The 16,819-nt window shown below is 68.0% G+C and carries 21 protein-coding genes; 9 read left to right on the forward strand and 12 right to left on the reverse strand.

All coding sequences use genetic code 11. The features are described from left to right. The first annotated feature begins 99 nt into the window (after nucleotides 1–99). The 3 genes from purB (at nucleotide 100) to OHA77_RS39325 (ending at nucleotide 3,549) form a co-directional block, all read left to right on the forward strand. Entirely contained in the window at nucleotides 100–1,530 is a 1,431-nt protein-coding gene (gene purB, locus OHA77_RS39315; protein WP_406314388.1) for an adenylosuccinate lyase, read from the forward strand. A gap of 5 nt (nucleotides 1,531–1,535) precedes the next feature. Then, nucleotides 1,536–2,273: a GNAT family N-acetyltransferase gene (locus OHA77_RS39320; RefSeq protein WP_406314389.1), complete on the forward strand. Its 738-nt coding sequence runs from the start codon at nucleotides 1,536–1,538 to the stop codon at nucleotides 2,271–2,273. A 229-nt stretch (nucleotides 2,274–2,502) separates the two neighbouring features. Continuing rightward, the gene (locus OHA77_RS39325) at nucleotides 2,503–3,549 is read left to right on the forward strand and encodes a DUF4037 domain-containing protein (RefSeq protein WP_406314391.1); all 1,047 of its coding nucleotides are present in this window, start codon (nucleotides 2,503–2,505) and stop codon (nucleotides 3,547–3,549) included. 51 nt (nucleotides 3,550–3,600) lie between these two features. Here the strand turns inward: OHA77_RS39325 and OHA77_RS39330 are convergent, their stop codons facing one another. Next, nucleotides 3,601–3,906 (reverse strand): DUF3817 domain-containing protein, encoded by a 306-nt coding sequence (locus OHA77_RS39330; protein WP_406314393.1) that lies wholly within the window; start codon nucleotides 3,904–3,906, stop codon nucleotides 3,601–3,603. 177 nt (nucleotides 3,907–4,083) lie between these two features. Between OHA77_RS39330 and OHA77_RS39335 the strand changes: the two genes are divergently transcribed. Beyond that, nucleotides 4,084–4,254, forward strand: a complete 171-nt coding sequence (locus tag OHA77_RS39335) for a hypothetical protein (protein ID WP_406314395.1) — start codon at nucleotides 4,084–4,086, stop codon at nucleotides 4,252–4,254. On the opposite strand, the gene OHA77_RS39340 is transcribed toward OHA77_RS39335, so the two are convergent. Next, the gene (locus OHA77_RS39340; RefSeq protein WP_406319952.1) at nucleotides 4,240–5,352 is read right to left on the reverse strand and encodes a tyrosine-type recombinase/integrase; all 1,113 of its coding nucleotides are present in this window, start codon (nucleotides 5,350–5,352) and stop codon (nucleotides 4,240–4,242) included. The two genes, OHA77_RS39335 and OHA77_RS39340, sit on opposite strands and share 15 nt — an antisense overlap. A gap of 247 nt (nucleotides 5,353–5,599) precedes the next feature. Between OHA77_RS39340 and OHA77_RS39345 the strand changes: the two genes are divergently transcribed. Then, a complete protein-coding gene (locus OHA77_RS39345; protein ID WP_406314397.1) occupies nucleotides 5,600–6,070 on the forward strand; it encodes a hypothetical protein in 471 nt (156 codons plus the stop codon). 140 nt (nucleotides 6,071–6,210) lie between these two features. Here OHA77_RS39345 and OHA77_RS39350 read toward each other — a convergent pair whose 3' ends face one another. The 4 genes from OHA77_RS39350 to OHA77_RS39365 all read right to left on the reverse strand — a co-directional run bounded on the left by OHA77_RS39350 (nucleotide 6,211) and on the right by OHA77_RS39365 (nucleotide 8,472). Then, complete coding sequence (locus OHA77_RS39350) at nucleotides 6,211–6,678, reverse strand: hypothetical protein (RefSeq protein WP_406314399.1); 468 nt, start codon at nucleotides 6,676–6,678, stop codon at nucleotides 6,211–6,213. Between the two features lie 278 nt (nucleotides 6,679–6,956). Further along, nucleotides 6,957–7,226: a hypothetical protein gene (locus tag OHA77_RS39355; protein WP_406314401.1), complete on the reverse strand. Its 270-nt coding sequence runs from the start codon at nucleotides 7,224–7,226 to the stop codon at nucleotides 6,957–6,959. 20 nt (nucleotides 7,227–7,246) lie between these two features. Then, a complete protein-coding gene (locus OHA77_RS39360) occupies nucleotides 7,247–7,582 on the reverse strand; it encodes a hypothetical protein (protein ID WP_406314403.1) in 336 nt (111 codons plus the stop codon). Nucleotides 7,583–7,671: 89 nt separating this feature from the next. Then, nucleotides 7,672–8,472 carry a phytanoyl-CoA dioxygenase family protein gene (locus OHA77_RS39365; protein ID WP_406314405.1) on the reverse strand — a complete coding sequence of 267 codons (801 nt, stop codon included), beginning with the start codon at nucleotides 8,470–8,472 and terminating at the stop codon, nucleotides 7,672–7,674. A 101-nt stretch (nucleotides 8,473–8,573) separates the two neighbouring features. Here OHA77_RS39365 and OHA77_RS39370 point away from each other — a divergent pair, with 101 nt between their 5' ends. After that, nucleotides 8,574–9,515: an AraC family transcriptional regulator gene (locus OHA77_RS39370; RefSeq protein WP_406314406.1), complete on the forward strand. Its 942-nt coding sequence runs from the start codon at nucleotides 8,574–8,576 to the stop codon at nucleotides 9,513–9,515. 986 nt (nucleotides 9,516–10,501) lie between these two features. Here the strand turns inward: OHA77_RS39370 and OHA77_RS39375 are convergent. The 5 genes from OHA77_RS39375 to OHA77_RS39395 form a co-directional block, all read right to left on the reverse strand. Then, nucleotides 10,502–10,948, reverse strand: a complete 447-nt coding sequence (locus tag OHA77_RS39375; RefSeq protein ID WP_326822735.1) for an SRPBCC family protein — start codon at nucleotides 10,946–10,948, stop codon at nucleotides 10,502–10,504. 53 nt (nucleotides 10,949–11,001) lie between these two features. After that, nucleotides 11,002–11,268 carry a hypothetical protein gene (locus OHA77_RS39380; RefSeq protein ID WP_326822736.1) on the reverse strand — a complete coding sequence of 89 codons (267 nt, stop codon included), beginning with the start codon at nucleotides 11,266–11,268 and terminating at the stop codon, nucleotides 11,002–11,004. Between the two features lie 131 nt (nucleotides 11,269–11,399). Then, on the reverse strand, nucleotides 11,400–12,545 hold the full coding sequence (locus tag OHA77_RS39385; RefSeq protein WP_406314409.1) for an RNA polymerase sigma factor: 1,146 nt from the start codon (nucleotides 12,543–12,545) through the stop codon (nucleotides 11,400–11,402). Then, nucleotides 12,542–12,949, reverse strand: coding sequence for a YciI family protein (locus OHA77_RS39390; RefSeq protein ID WP_406314411.1), 408 nt, complete (start codon nucleotides 12,947–12,949; stop codon nucleotides 12,542–12,544). Before OHA77_RS39390 ends, OHA77_RS39385 begins: the two co-directional genes overlap by 4 nt. 105 nt (nucleotides 12,950–13,054) lie before the next feature. After that, nucleotides 13,055–13,645 (reverse strand): NUDIX domain-containing protein, encoded by a 591-nt coding sequence (locus tag OHA77_RS39395; RefSeq protein WP_406314413.1) that lies wholly within the window; start codon nucleotides 13,643–13,645, stop codon nucleotides 13,055–13,057. Nucleotides 13,646–13,843: 198 nt separating this feature from the next. Here OHA77_RS39395 and OHA77_RS39400 point away from each other — a divergent pair, with 198 nt between their 5' ends. From OHA77_RS39400 to OHA77_RS39410, 3 genes are read left to right on the forward strand one after another with little or no spacing between them, the layout of a single operon-like run. Then, nucleotides 13,844–14,764, forward strand: a complete 921-nt coding sequence (locus OHA77_RS39400) for an ATP-binding cassette domain-containing protein (RefSeq protein ID WP_326822742.1) — start codon at nucleotides 13,844–13,846, stop codon at nucleotides 14,762–14,764. Between the two features lie 16 nt (nucleotides 14,765–14,780). After that, on the forward strand, nucleotides 14,781–15,524 hold the full coding sequence (locus OHA77_RS39405; RefSeq protein WP_406314415.1) for an ABC transporter permease: 744 nt from the start codon (nucleotides 14,781–14,783) through the stop codon (nucleotides 15,522–15,524). 4 nt (nucleotides 15,525–15,528) lie between these two features. Further along, the gene (locus tag OHA77_RS39410) at nucleotides 15,529–16,332 is read left to right on the forward strand and encodes an ABC transporter permease (RefSeq protein WP_406314417.1); all 804 of its coding nucleotides are present in this window, start codon (nucleotides 15,529–15,531) and stop codon (nucleotides 16,330–16,332) included. A 169-nt stretch (nucleotides 16,333–16,501) separates the two neighbouring features. Here OHA77_RS39410 and OHA77_RS39415 read toward each other — a convergent pair whose 3' ends face one another. Further along, a complete protein-coding gene (locus OHA77_RS39415; protein ID WP_406314419.1) occupies nucleotides 16,502–16,819 on the reverse strand; it encodes a DUF952 domain-containing protein in 318 nt (105 codons plus the stop codon).

Consider the following 16,819-nt stretch of genomic DNA (forward strand, 5'->3'; position numbering starts at 1 on the left):
CCCGGCCGCGTCTACGGCCGGGCGGCGATCGGACGCGGCCCACCCCCGCCGGCGACCCCCGCACAGGTGTGGTGACCGGGGCCAATAGACTGATGCAACGTGACTGCCAAGCCGCGTATCCCCAATGTCCTGGCCGCCCGCTACGCCTCCGCGGAGCTGGCCCGTCTGTGGTCTCCCGAGTACAAGGTGGTGGCCGAACGCCGCCTGTGGCTGGCGGTGCTGGCCGCGCAGGCGAAGCTCGGGGTCGCGGTTCCCGCAGGAGCGGTGGCCGACTACGAGAAGGTCGTCGAGCAGGTGGACCTGGCCTCCATCGCCGAGCGTGAACGAGTCACCCGCCATGACGTGAAGGCCCGCATCGAAGAGTTCAACGCCCTGGCCGGGCACGAGCAGGTCCACAAGGGCATGACGTCGCGGGACCTGACCGAAAACGTCGAACAGTTGCAGATCCGCGACAGCCTGCTGCTGATGCGGGAGCGGTGCGTGGCGCTGCTGGCCCGGCTGGGGGCGCTGGCCGCCGAACACTCGGGCACCGTGATGGCCGGACGTTCGCACAACGTGGCGGCGCAGTCGACCACCCTGGGCAAGCGGTTCGCCTCGGCGGCCGATGAGCTGCTGGTGGCCTTCGCCCGGTTGGAGGAGCTGATCGCCCGCTACCCGCTGCGGGGCGTCAAAGGCCCCGTCGGTACCGCCCAGGACATGCTGGACCTGCTGGGCGGCGACCCGGCCGCGCTGGCCGAGCTGGAAGGGGCGGTGGCGGCTCATCTGGGGTTCGCGCACCGGCTGACCAGCGTCGGGCAGGTGTATCCGCGGTCACTGGACTACGAGGTGGTCACGGCCCTGGTGCAGCTGGCCGCCGCTCCCTCCTCACTGGCCAAGACGATCCGGCTGATGGCCGGGCACGAGCTGGTCACCGAGGGGTTCGCCGAGGGGCAGGTGGGGTCGTCGGCGATGCCGCACAAGATGAACACCCGCTCATGCGAACGCGTCAACGGACTGACGGTGATCTTGCGGGGATACGCCTCCATGGTCGGTGAACTGGCGGGCGACCAGTGGAACGAAGGGGACGTGTCCTGCTCGGTGGTGCGGCGGGTGGCGCTGCCGGACGCGTTCTTCGCCTTCGACGGCCTGGTGGAGACCTCACTGACCGTCCTTGCGGAGTTCGGTGCGTTCCCGGCGGTCATCGCCGCGGAACTCGACCGGTATCTGCCGTTCCTGGCGACCACGAAGATGCTGATGGCCGCGGTGCGGGCCGGCATGGGCCGCGAGAGCGCCCACGAGCTGATCAAGGAGCACGCGGTCGCGGCGGCACTGGCGATGCGCGAGCGCGGCGCCGGCAACGAGTTGCTGGTACGGCTGGCCGCCGACGAACGCTTCCCGCTGGACGGTGCGGCGCTGGCCGACCTGCTGGCGCAGCGGATCGCGTTCACCGGTGCGGCGGCCGAGCAGGTCGAGGCGGTCGTGGCGCGCATCGCCGAGGTCACCGCCCGCTATCCGGCCGCGGCCGCCTACACCCCGGCAGCGATCTTGTGAGTGTCGTGGAGCTGACCACCGCCGCGGACGTGGCGGCCGCCTGCGATGACGACCCGCTGCTGGTGTGGGCGGCCCAGGGGATGCGCGACGGGATGCGGGCGTGGACCCTGGGGGGTGCGGTGGCGGTGGCCAGCCCGGATCTGAACCGCCGAGACCGCCTGACGGTGCGCGGGAACCCGCGCGAGGTGACCCGGCTGGTACGGCTGGCGTTGCCGCAGGTGGGCCCGGAGTATCGGCTGCTGGGGGATCGGCCGCTGGTCGAAGAGCTGGCGGCGCGGATGGAACAGGTCCGGAAACCGAAGGTGTTCGCATGGATGGACACCGACCGGACACCGCCCGTCCCGGGAGACGGCGACCAGACGGCGGCGGGGTGGCTGCAGGACGCCGACGGTGAGGTGGGCGCCCTGCTGGCGCGGGCGGCACCGTCGGCCTGGGCGGTGCCGGGCCTGCCGCAGATCCGCCGCTGGGCGGGGCTGCGCGCCGGGGACGGGCAACTGGTGGCCACCGCCGCCGATGCCTGGTCGTGCCCGCAGGTGGGCTTCGTCGCCGGGGTCGCCACCGCCGCGGCCGCACGCGGCCGCGGGTACGGGCAGGCGGTGTGCCGGTTCGTCTTCGCGGCGCTGGCCGCCGAGCACGGGCGGGTGGCGCTGATGGTCGACACCGACAACCATGCCGCGATCGGCGTCTACGGGCGCCTGGGCATGAGAGTGCGGCCGGTGGCCGCGGCGGCCGTGAGCCGGTGACCTCCCACCCCCGTCGGGTACCTCTCATCGGTGTCTTGCGCGGGCCGGCGCCGGCGCGAAGCGTCTTGCCGGTCACCGCCGTGTAAGTCACCGCCGTGTAAGTCACCGCCGTGTAAGTCACCGCCGTGTAAGTCACCGTCCCGCCGCCGGCGGCCCGCTCGTCCCGGTGACGCCGGCAAGGACGGAAAACCTGGTGCGCAGGGCGGGCACGCCCGGCACAGTGGATGAAATGATGTCCAGTTTTGTGCCTGGTCTTGAGCTTTCGCGCGCCTTCTACGCGCAGATCGTGCAGCCGCTGACCGCCGACGTCACACACAGCGCGGCACTGATCGGCGCCGGTTCGGAAGTGCTGGAGTTCGACACCGAACGCTCCACCGACCACGACTGGGGGCCCAGAGTGGTGCTGTTCGCCGCCCCCGAGACGACCGGTCCGCTGCGGGAGACCATCACCACCGGCCTGCCGCCGACCTTCGGCGGCTACCCGACCACCTTCGGCGCCGGCCACGGGGTCGAAGTCGTCGACGCCGCCGCCTGGTTCGACGACCGGCTCGGCTTCGATCCGCTGCGAGGAGTCACCACCTTGGACTGGCTGGCCACCCCCTGGCAGCGGCTGGCCGAGGTGACGTGCGGTGAGGTCTTCCACGACGGACTGGGCGTGCTGCAGCAGGCCCGTTCGGCCGTCCGCTGGTATCCGGGCGACCTGTGGCGCTACATATTGGCCTGCCAATGGAGACGACTGGCCCAGCTGGAGGCCTTCCCCGGCCGGTGCGGAGAAGTCGGCGACGATCTCGGCTCAGCCGTGCTGACAGCCGAACTGGCCCGCGACCTGATGCGCCTGGTCCTGCTGATGCGCCGCCGCTACCCGCCGTACAGCAAATGGCTCGGCAGCGCCTTCGCCCGCCTGACGGGCACGGCCGAACTGGGGGACGCCCTGACGGAGGCGGTCGCCGCGAAAGAATGGCGAGAACGGCAGCGCCAGCTGGGCCGCGCCTACGAACGGGTCGCCGCGCTGCACAACCGGCTGGGACTGACCGAACCGCTGCAGACCACGACCCGGGGCTTCTACGACCGGCCGTTCCAGGTCATCGGCGCGCAACGGTTCACCGACGCGCTCGGCGCCGCCATCACCGATCCGCAGGTGCGGGCCCTGCCACCGACCGGCTCGGTCGACCAGTTCGGCGACTCCGCCGACCTGCTGACCTGCCCGCGATGGTGCCGGGCGGTGACGCGGGCCGTACTGGGGGAGCAGGCCACCGGCCTGCAGAGTGCGGCGTAGACGGGGCGCTCCCGAGCGCTCCCGATGCGCGGGCAGGCCAGGGCGGGCAGGTCAGGCGGTGACCGGCTCGCGGACGCCGCCCAGCATGCGCCGCTCGAACCACAACGAGGTGAACGGAGGCACCGCGCACGCCAGACCCAGCACGATCGTGCCCACACTCCAGCGACCCACCCGCGCCGCGGCCAGCACCCCGATCACATACAGCACGAACAACAACCCGTGGATCGGACCGAAGACCTTCACCCCGAGGTCACCCGCCTCCACGATGTACTTGAAGAACATGCCGACGAGCAGCCCCGCCCAGGAACACGCTTCGGCGATCGCCACGTAACGAAACAGACGCAGTGCGGTCGGCACAGCGGGCACCTCTCCTCGGATCCGGAAAACGCCTCCAGCCTAAAGGGCCCTGGGTATGCCCAGGGCGGGAGCCCTTCCCCGGCCCCGAAGGGCGGCCGGCGGCCCCGCCACAGGAGCCGGGGGAGCGGGGGAGCGGGGGAGCGGTCAGGGCGGAGAGGCCATGCCGGGGCGTGACCGATGTCGCCCAGACGGCCGCCCGGCCCGCAGCACGGTCTCGGCCGCGGCGATCACCGGGTCCCGACCCCGCCTTTCTTCACCATCGCCACCATCGCCCACTCCCTGGGCATCTCCCTGAACGTCCTGGCCCGAGGTGGCGCAGCCGACACGGCCACCTCACCGGCCGCCTGAAGGCTTCCGCAGCAGCGGATGGGCCCGCATGGCCACCTCCAGCTCCCCGGGCAACTCATCACGGTAACGGCCCAGCGTCGCCAGATCACTGTGGCCCAGCACCCGCCGCACCGCGTCCATGTCCACCGCATCGGCCAGCAGATGGGTGGCCGTGGTGTGCCGCAGACCATGGGGCGTCACCGAACGCCGCCGATCGGGATCCACCTGCCGCTGCACCCGGTCGATCACCGCCTGCACATCCCCCCGCGCCAGACGCCCGCCCCGCCACGACAGCAACAGCGCCTTGTCCGCCCCCTCCTTCACCGCCTCACCCCGGCCCCGCTCCAGATAGGCCTCCAACACCTGTGCCACGTCACCCGGAAGCGGTACATCCCGCGTCTTGCCGCCCTTGCCGAAAATCCGCCAATAACGCACTCCGTCGTTGGTATAGAAATCCTCCACATTCGCCCGCACCAACTCCGAAACACGCGGCCCCATCGTCGACAACAGCAACACGATCAACGCGTCACGCAATTCGGTGCGCTGGTCACGCCGCCTGCCCCGCTCCCGGACCGCCGCACCCGCAGAAGCGGAACCGGCGGGCTCAGCCGGGACGCCCGCACCCTCCCCGCCACGGTCGCCGCCGCTGTCGCCGCCGCTCAGGTCACGCGCCGCACCGATCAACCCCTGGGCCTGCTCCCGGGTCAACGCCCGGCGCTGCGGCCGCAACCCCCCTCGCTCCTTGGCCGTCACCGTCGCCAACGCCATCGGATTGATCTGCACCCAGCCCGTCAGCACCGCGTGCTTGAACAACGCCGACAACGACCGGCGAAAACGCGCCTGCGAGGAGGCCGACTGCACACCACCGGCCACCGGCTCGGCCCGCCGCCCATCAGGCTTACGGGCAAAAGCCAGCAAGATCGCATCCACGTCCTCACCCGTCAGGTCATCCAAGACCCGATCCTCACCCGCCAGCCGTACGAACGTGGCCACATCGCGTGCGTAGACCTCCGCCGTCGCCGTCGACAGCGCACCGGTCAGCATCTTGGCCCGGATCAACTCCACATACCGATCGGCCGCCACCTGCACGGTGAGACGATTCAGATCCGCTGGTCGCATGTTCGGGGGACACCCTTCCTCGATCTTCCCAGCCGTCATGCCGACCGTAACGGCCCGCACCGACACAACCCGCCTGCCCGCACCACGCCGCAGGGCCCGCCTGGGAAGACACTCCACCCCTGCCCGCAGCACGCCCGCCCTCACCTGCCAGCTCAACCGCCACCAGGCACCGTTTCAGCACTCGTCACCGCAGACACCCAGCGGCAGCCGATGGTGCACCACCACCCCAAAAGCCTACGATCACTCCATGCCGAACCTCGGGCCCGTGGAACTACTGATCATGCTCGTCATGGCGCTCACCGTGGTGACCGCCGTGGTGACCACCGTGACGATCACACTGGCACGGCGCGGCTCACCCACCCCGACACCTCCGCAACAACTCGACGCAGCGGGACTGCAGCACCACGTCATGGCCCTGATCGCCGCCAACAAGCCCATCTTCGCGATCAAACTCATCCGCGAACAGACCGGCCTCGACCTCAAAAGCGCCAAACAACACGTCGACGACCTACGCGCCGGAAGAACCCCCCGACCACTCCCGCCCAACCACTACATTCCAGCGACACCCCCGCCCCTCAGCCGCGGCGCCGACCTGGCCACCCGGGTACGCCTGCTCAAAGACGCCGGCCGCGACGGACAGGCCGTCCTGCTGGTACGCGGCGAAACCGGCATGAGCGAACCCGACGCCCAGCACTTCGTCGACTCCATCCAGACGTGACATCCCTGGAAAGAGGGGATTCCCACGGTCACCCGTGAGGTTTCCCGCTTCACCGCCGGTCGCCCACCCGGAAGGATTTCCGATGACCACCGGCCCGCCACCCAACCCCAAGGCCGACACCTCCCGGCACGCAGGCACCCCTACACATAAGAGCGACTCACCGCGACCAACCCGGCATCGGCGCCGGAAGTCCTGACCGGCAGCGCCGCCACCGGAGTCCGCTCCCGCACATCCTCGGCCCTGATCGCCATCACCGCCGCAGGACTCCCCAACTCGCCATACCGGCCGGCGACCGCCCGCGTGATCACCTCACGCGCATCGACGACCACCTCCTTGGACGACCTCCCCGACCCCGCGATCGACAGATAACCGATCAGCGCGGCAAAACGCAGCTCATCAGCCGACGGCACCGCGACCCCACCCTCAGACAGAGGCGCACCAGGCCGATCCAGCCAGAACACCCCACCGTGCAAACACCCCGGATAAGACGTCTCACCACGCCCGAGCAGACGCACCGCGTCCGCCACCAACCGCCCGAACCCGGTCAGATCCGTATCCGGCGGCAGATCAGTCGTGACCAGCAGCGGCACTATCAGCGAATCCAGCATCGGCGGCATCCCTCCAGGAGTCGGCTCATCGTAGGATGCCGCACCGACAATCTCCGCCGGCCCGTTTTCCCACGACGCGCCGCCACCCCACCAGGAGCAGCCACCCACACAACCGAACCCGGGGGAGCGGCACACCCCACCACCGGAAAGCACCCTCCAGCGAGACGAACCTCCCGCCCCAAGCGGCACGACCCGAAACCATGAGAGAACTTCAGCGGCCAAGCATTTTCGTCCTGGCCGGCCGAACCAGAAACAGCCGGCCGAACCAGAAACAAAGGTCACCCGCCGCCGCTGCCGGCCCCGGCCAGGATCACACGAAGACGACCGGCAAGATCGAAGGCCTGCCGCACCGACCAGGGGCTCACGCCGTTCTCCGCCATCAGGGCGTGATACTGCTGCTCCTCGTAAGGAGTACCGGGCGGCAACGGGGCGATGTGCCAGTGCAGGTGAGTGCTGCCCTGCTGACTGCCGAGCGAGAGCAGATAGGTGCGCTCGGAAGGAACGACCACCTCAACCGCCAGGGCGACCCGGCGAACCACCCCGATCAACCGTAGAGATGGTGCCCTCCCTAGGGCAGTTCGCGGCGCACCAGCGCCCGGGCGAACGGCTCCTCGGCGGTCCGGGCGTGCGCCATCCGCGCACGCACCTCGCTGAGCGTGCGCGGGCGGTAGCCGGGGCCGCCACAACAACTCTTGTGGAAGCGGACACCCGCGTGCAGCAATAGCGAGAGCGTCCGCCAGCCTGCGGTGTCCCGCCGACGCGGCGCGGCGAAGGCGGAACCGACGTGGATCAGCGGCCCGGCGCAGCGCGGGCAGGACCGCTCGTAGTGACCGGGGCCGGGGTAGGGCTGCTTGTATGAGGCTCGGCAGGACAGGCAGACGTAGGAGGTCTTCGCATGGGCCATGCGGCCAGGGTAGGCCCGTGCAAAGACCAAGGTCGATAGGGTTTTCGACTTACCGGGCAAGATCCACGGGACAGGTCCTAAAAAGGCGGTCAGGCGCCAGAAGCCCAAGGACGGGGGAAGGCGTCACCGTCCAACCGATCGCCTACGGCGAGTCCCAGAGGATCAGTCACGATGTGCTCGCTCCCGCCGTAGGTGGTCGCCTCATCCATATAGATGTTGACGTGCGCGAGCCGGGCCTGGCCGGTGCGGTTGGGCAACGCCATGTGACCGGTGTAGCCGCTGTGGAAGGTGCAGTCGCCGGCACGGAGCGGCACAGTGACGCGGGGGAGCCATCGCAGCGACGGATCCGCCGCGAACAGGTCTTCCTCGTGGTGGAGATCCTGCGGCCGCAGGCCGACACGATGCTGGGTGCCAGGCAGGAAGGTCATGCAACCCCGCTCCGGCGGAACATCGACCAGCGCTATCCACGCTGACAGCGGGAGCCGGTCACCTGCGTGCGGCCAGTACGGACGATCCTGGTGAAACTCGGTGGCGGCATTGTTGTGCGGCTCCTTGACCAGCATCTGGTCATGCCAGAGCCGCAGCGGGAACCCGGCGAGCTGCTCGGCGATCCGGCCGAGCCGCAGGTCGAGCGTGAGCCCCCGCAGTGTCTGGTCACGCTGCCAGACGTTGACCAACTGACTGAAAACGCCTTGCTTTTCCAAACTCTCGGTACGATGCGCCTCCAAAAACGCCTCGGCGCCGGTCCGGAAACGCTCGACCAGGCCTGGCTCGAGAACACCTCGTACTCGGACGAAACCGTGTTCACGATACGCCGCAACAAGCTCGTCCGGCACCCGGCCGTCCGCACCGACGTCGCTGACGAACTGCCCCGTCGTGTCCATTGTCATCACTGACCTCCATGGTTCTTGCCGTTGGATACCGACCAGCATCGTCGCGGTATGCCGCCGCAGGCTAGGCCGATCCCGGCAAGTAGTCGTACGATCCCGACATGCCTGCCACGCTGCACGAGCACACGCTGTTCGACGGGGGCCCTGTCTGGGGCGCCGTTCACCACCTGGGCCCCGACATCGCACCGCACGCACACGACTTTCTCGAGATCGCCGTGATCGGAACCGGCTACGGCCGGCACACGACCAGCCAAGGCGAACGCCCGCTGCGGCACGGTGAAGTCATCGTGCTGCGTCCCGGCGCCTGGCACGGGTTCCGAGACTGCACCGGCCTGACCGTCGCCAACTGCTGCCTGTCCACCCAGGCACCACGGGCCGAACTGGCGGCGCTGTACGACATCCCGATGCTGCGCCGGATGCTGTGGACCGATCCGGTGGCATCCGGCACGCACGGCGTGGCGGTCACGACCGTTGATCCGGCCGCCGCCGAAGAGGCCATCGCGGAGATCGGCCTGCTCGAACGGGACCTCGGAGCCGATCCGGGCCGGCCGGGCCGGGTACTGGGCCGATTGGTCACCGTGCTCGGCATCCTGGCCGACGGCCGTAGTCCCGCACAGGCGACACATGAGTCCGCCATCCACCCCGCTGTCGCCACCACCGTCGCCCGGCTGGAGGCGGCGCCCGCCGATCCGTGGCGGCTGGATGATCTCGCCCGGACGGTCAACCTGGATCCGGCCTATCTCGGCCGGCTTTTCGGGCGGTATGTGGGGGTGACGCCACTGGGCTTCCTGGCCCGAGTGCGGGCCGAGCGCGCCGCCACGTTGCTGGCACACTCCGCCCTGCCCGTTGCCCAGGTCGGCGCCGCCGTCGGCTGGGACGACCCGACGTACTTCGCCCGCCGTTTCCGGACGCTGGTCGGGCTGACACCCACCGAGTACCGGCGACGTAGCCGATCAGGCGCCCACATCCAGCCCGGCGCCCCGGCAACCCCGGCGGGCAATGAAAATCACGCTGTTCGGACAGATGATCTTATCCGGCGATAGCGGGGTGTGGGGAAGTCGAGGAACCTCCGGCTCATTCGCACAGGGCCCCGGCCTTGGCGCGACCGCCTATCGCAGTCTGTTGCGCCGCTGATGCGAAAGCCTTGGCGTGATGTCGGGTGCGTATCACCGAATATGGCCTGTCCTGTCTGGTCCCGTCGCCGTTCCAACGTCGCCGCTGTGGGCGTGGTGGGCGTGTTTCCTTCAGGGCAACCGGATGCTGGGTTTCCGCGGCTCGAAAGCGTTTGTTGCGAGACGGACGGGATGTGATCGACGAGGTGACTCAGGCGATGCCCTAATAGGTCGATAAGGCAGCAAATATCCGATACCAGACAGAAGCTGAATTCTGTCTGGTATAATTCGTCTCGTCTTTTCCCGCCTTCGGGGTGTGTGTCCTGTCTCGCGGAACGCGTGTCCAGTCTCACTGGAGCCGGTCCGATCGGTGCCGTCTCATCGAAGCTGGCCTGCTTCGCGGGCCGTCTGGCCGTGCCGGGCTCCTACGGGCCTAAACTCTGACTGCATTGTGTGATTGACTGCATTGCGCGACATGACCGTTACGTCACGCTTCCAGTGGTGACAATTGCCGGTTCCTTCTCCGGCTGCATCATGGTTCGAACTCGTCTTCTTGGATCAGATCGGCGACCGACGGAAGAAGTCATTCCCGTCGCGCTGAAACCGTCGGCGGAAGCCGCCCACCGGATCGTCACAGGAATCCCCTTTTCGAATTCTCACCGCGTTCGGCATCTCGGTTTTGCGGCGGAAGACGTCCGGTGCCCAGTCCCAGGTGCCTTTGGCCGCCTGGAGCCCGGGGGTGGATTCGCCGTGGCGCTCCTCATGTCCGGCCTTGACGAGGTGCGCCTTCTCCCCCGTTTCCGCTGATCCGCGCTTCGTCGGTTTCGCGGGAGAAGGATCGCTTTCGACTGGGGATCGGTCAGTTTGCTCTTCTCCCTGTCCGGCCCTTGGACAGCGGTGTCTTCCGGTCACCGGTGTCAGTTGTCGGTGCGTAGCCGTACTTCTTCGGCGAGGCGGGTGAGGCTTTCTTCTAGGGTGTGGTCGATCTCGTCGTCGGGTGGGGTGTGGTCGTTGTCGAAGAAGGAGAGGTGGATGGTGACTTCGCTTGCTCCGGTGCCGCTGTCGGCGACTTGGAGCCAGCCGGCGTAGCGGCCGGTGTCGCGGGTCCCCCATTCGATGCGGAGTTGGTCGGGGTCGGCTTGCATGAGAGCGCGGGCGTCTTGGCCGGTGTTGTCTTCGTGGACGGTTACGGCGGGCATGATGTCGGGTCGTACGTGGAGGTCTTGTGGGAGCCAGTGGTCGAGTCGGTCGAGGTCGCGGGCTTGGTCGAAGACGAGTTGGGGTGGTGCGGGCATGGTGCGGGAGCGTTCGTGTTCGCTCATGGGGTCCTCGCTGTTCTCCGGTCCGGTGGTGCGTGTGATCACCTACCCGGGTTGGAGCTGGGCCATCCATGGATGCGCAGGTCAGTGCGGTGGAGTTAGTGCCGGGGTGGGCGTGTTTTTCTGACGAAGCGGGTGGCGGCGCGGTGGCTCATGCCGGTTTCGCCGCGTACGAGGAAGATGGCTTGGTCGAGTTGGTCGGCGGCTTTGAGTTGGAGGATCTGTTCGATGAGTTCGGGGCTGATGCCGCCGCGGATGAGGGCGTTGCGGGGGCGTTGGGTGATTCGTACGGTGAGCACGATGAGGCCGATGATCGCTGCTGTGAGGATCACCGTCAGCAGGAGGATGATGATCGGGTTCGACATGGGGTGAGCGTAACGCCGGGGGTGGCGGTGCGGGAGGGTGTGTTTTTCGGTGGTGGTTGGGGAGCCGGTGGGAACGTGTCACCGGTTGCCGTTGTGCTGCAGGGTGTCGGTGGATGCCTGGCGCTCGCTGCTCAGTTGCGCAGTTGGGCGTTGAGCCGGGCGGCCTGTCGGGTGAGGTGGTCGCGTTCGGGGAGGCTGGGTGCCTGTCGGGCGGCTTCGGTGTAGAGGCGTGCTGCGGTCACCGGGTCGCCGTCACGCTCGTGCAGGTACGCCGCGACGGCGGGGTGGCGGGGCAGGGCGGGGTCGAGCTCCGTCAGGGCGGCCAGGCCGGCCTGCGGGCCGTTGGCTTCGCCGACGGCGACGGCCCGGTTGAGGCGGGCCACCGGGCTGTCGGTGAGGCGCACCAGTTCGTCGTACCATTCGACGATCTGCACCCAGTCGGTCTCTTCGGCCGTCCGGGCGTCGGCGTGGAGTGCGGCGATGGCGGCCTGGGCCTGGAACTCGCCCAGGCGGTCGCGGGTGAGGGCGGTCTGGAGCACGTCGACGCCTTCGGTGATCAGGCGGGTGTTCCACCGGCTGCGGTCTTGTTCGGTGAGAGGTATGAGCCTGCCGTCGGGGCCGGTTCGTGCCGGGCGTCGTGCGTGGTGGAGCAGCATGAGTGCGAGCAGGCCTGCGGCCTCTTCATGGTTGGTCTTGGTGGCCAGTTGGCGGGTGAGCCGGATCGCTTCGCCGGCGAGGTCGATGTCGCCGGTGTAGCCCTCGTTGAAGACCAGGTAGAGCACGCGCAGCACGGTGGTGACGTCACCGGGCTGGTTGAAGCGGATGCCGGAGACGGTCCGTTTGGCTCTGCTGATCCGCTGGGCCATGGTCGGCTCCGGCACGAGGTAGGCGTGTGCGATCTGACGGGTGGTCAGGCCGCCGACCGCGCGTAGCGTGAGTGCGACGGCCGAAGCCGGTGTCAGGGACGGGTGTGCGCACAGGAAGTACAGCTGGAGTGTGTCGTCGGCCGCCTCGCCCGGGCCGGGTGTGGGCTCGCTTTCGAGGCGTGTTTCGCGGTGCCGTCGGGAGGTTTCGGCGCGGGTGGTGTCGAGGAATTTTCGCCAGGCCACGGTGATCAGCCAGCCCTTGGGGTTTCGCGGTGGGTCGTCCGGCCATACGTGTACGGCTTCGAGCAGGGCGTCCTGTACGGCGTCCTCGGCCGTGGCGAAGTCGGCTCCGCGACGGACGAGGACGCCGATCACTATGGGTGTCAGTTCCTGCAGCAGTGACTCGTTCACTCGATCACCGTTGGCTGCTCGACCAGGAACGGGCGTACTTCGAGCCATTCGTGGATCGGCTTGCCGCCTGCACCGGGTGCCGCGGACAACTCGCCGGCCAGTTCGAGTGCCCGCTCGTGGGTTTCGACGTCGATCACCATCCAGCCGGCGATCAGGTCTTTGGTCTCTGCGAACGGGCCGTCGGTGATCGGTGGCCGTCCTTCGCCGTCGTAGCGGACGAAGGTGCCTTGTGGGGAGAGTGCCTGACTGTCGACGAACTCGCCGGTGTCTTCGAGTCGGGCGGCGAAGTCCTGCATGTACTGCACGTGGGCCGAAAGTTCCTCTGGTGTCCATTGGTCCATCGGCGTGTCGTTGACCGATGCCGGTGCGCCCCGGTAGTGCTTGAGCAGCAGGTATTTGGCCATCGTGTTCTCCTTGGTGCGGTACGGCCCACTGTGGGTGTGTTCGCTTCGGGGACGAAGCCGGGTGCGGGTTTTCGACGTCTTGCCGGGATGTTTTTTTGGTGGATTTCAGGTGACACGTTTCTTGCCGGTGTCCCTGGTTGTGGGGGGTCGTTGGGGTGGGTTGAGGAGGAGCAGGGTGTAGGCGGCTATGGAGCAGCTGTCGGTGATGGTGCCATTGGTGATCATTTGTTCTAGTTGGGTGCGGGGGAACCAGTTCTGGCGCATGTCTTGTTCGGTGTGTTCGCGGTGGGGGGTGCCGGGGGTGAGGCCGGTGGCGAGGAAGACGTCGAAGCGCTGGGTGGTGATGCCGTGGGCGTTGTCGAGGTGGCCGAGGTGGGTGAGGTGGGTGGCGGTGAGGCCGGTTTCCTCGGCGAGTTCGGTGTGGGCGGTGGCTTGGGGTGAGGGGCTGTCGGGGACGCCGCCTTGGGGGAAGCTCCAGGTGCGTCGGCCGATGGGGTAGCGGTATTCCTCGACGAGGTGGAAGCCGTTGTTCTCCATGGGGATGACGAGGGCGAAGTCGGTTTTGTCGAGGAAGCTGTAGGTGCCGTGGGTGCCGTCGGGGCGTTGGATGCGGTCTTCTTTCAGGGTGAGCCAGGTGTTGGTGTAGATGGTGGTGGAGTCGAGGGTGCGGATTGTTGGCTCGTGGGGTTCGGTCATGGCGCGGGAGTTTAGTGGTGGGCGGTCGTGGGCGGTCGTGGGCGGCCGGTGGTCGGTGTGGTCGGGTCGGGGTTTCCGGTGGTGGTGCGGCAGGACCGGTCGGGGTGATATGTCCGGTTCGGGGTGGCCGGATGGAGGGTGGCCAGGCGGAAATAACCCTTTGCGGAACTGTCGTAGTCCTCTGTTACGGTCCAGGGCGTGTCTGAACAACCTCTCATCTACGCGCGTGGGCTGATCAAACGTTTCGGTGACTTCACCGCGGTCGACGGGATCGATCTGGAGGTGGCGCCGGGCGAGGCGTTCGGGTTCCTGGGGCCCAATGGGGCGGGTAAGTCTTCGACGATGCGCATGATCAGTTGTGTGTCGATGCCGACCTCTGGTGAGCTGCGTATTCTGGGTATGGACCCGCAGCGGGAAGGGTCGCGGATCCGTGCGCGGCTGGGAGTGTGCCCGCAGTTGGACAATCTGGATCCGGATCTGAGCGTCCGGGAGAATTTGACGACTTACGCCCGTTATTTCGGGTTGTCGAAGGTGGAGGCGCAGCGGCGGGCCACGGAGTTGCTGGATTTCGCGCAGTTGCGGGAGAAGGCCGACAGTCAGGTGGAGCCGCTGTCGGGTGGGATGAAGCGGCGGTTGACGATCGCGCGGGCGATGGTGAACGAGCCGGATTTGGTGTTGCTGGACGAGCCGACGACGGGATTGGATCCGCAGGCGCGGCATCTGCTGTGGGAGCGGTTGTTCCGGCTCAAGCAGCGGGGCGCGACGTTGGTGTTGACGACGCATTACATGGACGAGGCCGAGCAGTTGTGTGATCGGCTGGTGGTGATGGACGGCGGGCGGATCGTGGCGGAGGGGTCGCCGCGGTCGCTGATCACGACGTACTCCACTCCTGAGGTGGTGGAGCTGCGTTTTCCCGACGAGGCGGATTATGCGGGCAAGCTTGAGGGGATCGGGCGGGTTGATCCGTTGCCGGACCGGATTCTGCTGTATGCCGACGACGGTGACGCGGCGGTGACGGAGGTGCACCGGCGGGGGCTTGTTCCGTCCAGTGTGCTGGTGCGCCGTTCGTCGTTGGAGGATGTGTTCCTGCAGCTGACCGGCCGGACGTTGGTGGATTGAGATGGCTCATCCGACGGTGGCGGTGCTGGAGCGGCACCTTGTTCTGTATCGGCGGTTGTGGCGGGCGTCGGTGTTCTCCTCGTTCGTCTTGCCGGTGCTGTTCCTGCTCAGCATCGGGGTCGGGGTCGGTGGCTATGTCGGCGAGGTCGGCGGGGTGGACTACCTGGCGTGGATCGTGCCGGGGGTGATGGCCTCGACGGCCTTTCAGACGGCGATCGGCGAGTCGACGTATTCGGTGCTGGGCGATTTCAAGTGGGTGCGGTCGTATCACGCGATGCGTGCCACTCCTGTCGGGATCGGCGACATGGTCGTCGGCCGGTTGTTGTATGTGTTGTTCCGGGTGGAGATCGCGGCGATCGTGTTCCTGGGGATCACGGGGTTGTTCGGCGCGTTGCACTCGGTCTGGGCGGTGCTGACACCGGTGGTCGCGGCGTTGGTGACGTTGTCGGCCGCGGCGCCGGTGATGGCGTTCGCGGCGACCATCGAGCACGACAGTTACTTCGCGCTGCTGTTCAGGTTCGTGATGATCCCCTCGACGCTGTTCGCCGGCGTGTTCTTCCCGGTGGCGCAACTGCCCGATCTGGTGCGTCCGCTGGCGTACGTCTCGCCGTTGTGGCACGGGGTGGAGTTGAGCCGGGCCGCGACGCTGGGGGTGGCTCCCCCGTGGCCGGTGTGGACGCATGGAGGGTATCTGCTGGTGTGTTCGGCGGCCGGGTTGTGGTGGGCGTACGCCGCCTTCGGTAAGCGACTTCAGGATTAGGGGCATGGTTTCTGCGATGCTGGCGGCCCGGTTTTCTCCCTCCCGGGTGGGCGCGGTGGTCAACCGTAATGTGGGGGCGTTGCGTTCGGGCCCGTCGTACTGGCTGGTGCTGGTGTCGGGTTTCTTCGAGCCGGTGCTGTATCTGCTGTCGATCGGTGTGGGTGTGGGGGCGCTGGTCGGTGACCTGACGTTGCCGGGTGGCCGGGTGGTGGACTACGCGGTGTTCGTGGCTCCGGCGATGCTGGCGGTGTCGGCGATGTCGGGGGCGCTGTCGGAGACGACGTTCAACTTCTTCTTCAAGATGAAGTACGCCAAGACGTTCGACGCGATCCTGGCGACGCCGGTCCGGCCGTTTGAGATCGCGCTGGGTGAGCTGGCCTGGGCGATGGTGCGTAGTTGCGTCTACACCGGCGCGTTCCTGGTGGTGATGGTGGCGCTGGGCCTGACGAGCGTGGGGTGGGCGTTGGCGGCGTTCCCCGCGACGTTGCTGGTGGGGCTGGCGTTCGGCGGGGTCGGGATGGCGGTCAGCACGCTGATGCGGGGGTGGCAGGATTTCGATCTGCTGACCACGGGGCAGTTCGCGTTGTTCCTGTTTTCGGGGACGTTCTCACCGGTGCAGGACTATCCGCTGGTGGTGGAGATCCTGGTGGGGCTGACTCCGCTGTATCACGCGGTGGAGTTGGTGCGGGGGCTGGCGCTGGGTGAGCTGGGCTGGGGCCTGCTGGGGAACGCGGCGTATCTGCTGGTGATGACGGTCGCGGGGCTGGCGTTCGCCGCGCGGCGCATCCAGCGGACACTGTGCCAGTGAGGGTCTGGGGTGTGATGGGCTCCCCCGCTCTCCCGACTCCTCCCCGCCGACTCCCCCGACTCCCCCGACTCCCCCGACTCCCCCGGCGCCTCCGGTGCCTCCGGTGCCCTCGCGAGTTCCTCGCGGCCGGCACCGGGCAACGGCCCGGTCCCGGGCATGCGCGCGGGGTTCAGGCGGGGGTGTAGGCGTCTGCGGAGATGACTGCGGCGAGTGGGAGCGGTCCGTAGATGTGCGGGAAGAGCTCGGCTGAGTCGGCGCCGGTTTCCAGGCGGACGTCCAGGCCGGTGGGGTCGATGGTCAGCAGGACGAGCGGGTCGGTGACGTCGAGGTAGAAGCGCTGGACGACGCCGTTGAGCTGTCCGTGGTCGGTGCAGGCATGGATGAAGCCCTCCTGTTCGAGAGTGCGGCCGAGGGTGGACAGGCGATACTCCCCCGCTGTGCGGGCGGCGTCCCAGTCGGTGGCCAGTGCCAGGTGCAGGATGGTCAT

Source organism: Streptosporangium sp. NBC_01639 (assembly GCF_045209755.1).
In the GTDB taxonomy this organism is placed as follows: domain Bacteria; phylum Actinomycetota; class Actinomycetes; order Streptosporangiales; family Streptosporangiaceae; genus Streptosporangium.

What these genes read in the sequence shown, in the direction of transcription:
- OHA77_RS39395 (WP_406314413.1), bottom strand. Translation starts at nt 13,645, where the DNA reads ATGACCGAACCCCACGAGCCAACAATCCGCACCCTCGACTCCACCACC.
- OHA77_RS39380 (WP_326822736.1), bottom strand. Translation starts at nt 11,268, where the DNA reads ATGTCGAACCCGATCATCATCCTCCTGCTGACGGTGATCCTCACAGCA.
- OHA77_RS39360 (WP_406314403.1), bottom strand. Translation starts at nt 7,582, where the DNA reads ATGGCCCATGCGAAGACCTCCTACGTCTGCCTGTCCTGCCGAGCCTCA.
- OHA77_RS39390 (WP_406314411.1), bottom strand. Translation starts at nt 12,949, where the DNA reads ATGGCCAAATACCTGCTGCTCAAGCACTACCGGGGCGCACCGGCATCG.
- OHA77_RS39370 (WP_406314406.1), top strand. Translation starts at nt 8,574, where the DNA reads ATGCCTGCCACGCTGCACGAGCACACGCTGTTCGACGGGGGCCCTGTC.
- OHA77_RS39415 (WP_406314419.1), bottom strand. Translation starts at nt 16,819, where the DNA reads ATGACCATCCTGCACCTGGCACTGGCCACCGACTGGGACGCCGCCCGC.
- OHA77_RS39335 (WP_406314395.1), top strand. Translation starts at nt 4,084, where the DNA reads ATGTCGCCCAGACGGCCGCCCGGCCCGCAGCACGGTCTCGGCCGCGGC.
- OHA77_RS39365 (WP_406314405.1), bottom strand. Translation starts at nt 8,472, where the DNA reads ATGACAATGGACACGACGGGGCAGTTCGTCAGCGACGTCGGTGCGGAC.
- OHA77_RS39345 (WP_406314397.1), top strand. Translation starts at nt 5,600, where the DNA reads ATGCCGAACCTCGGGCCCGTGGAACTACTGATCATGCTCGTCATGGCG.
- OHA77_RS39340 (WP_406319952.1), bottom strand. Translation starts at nt 5,352, where the DNA reads ATGCGACCAGCGGATCTGAATCGTCTCACCGTGCAGGTGGCGGCCGAT.
- OHA77_RS39350 (WP_406314399.1), bottom strand. Translation starts at nt 6,678, where the DNA reads ATGCTGGATTCGCTGATAGTGCCGCTGCTGGTCACGACTGATCTGCCG.
- OHA77_RS39325 (WP_406314391.1), top strand. Translation starts at nt 2,503, where the DNA reads ATGATGTCCAGTTTTGTGCCTGGTCTTGAGCTTTCGCGCGCCTTCTAC.
- OHA77_RS39410 (WP_406314417.1), top strand. Translation starts at nt 15,529, where the DNA reads ATGGTTTCTGCGATGCTGGCGGCCCGGTTTTCTCCCTCCCGGGTGGGC.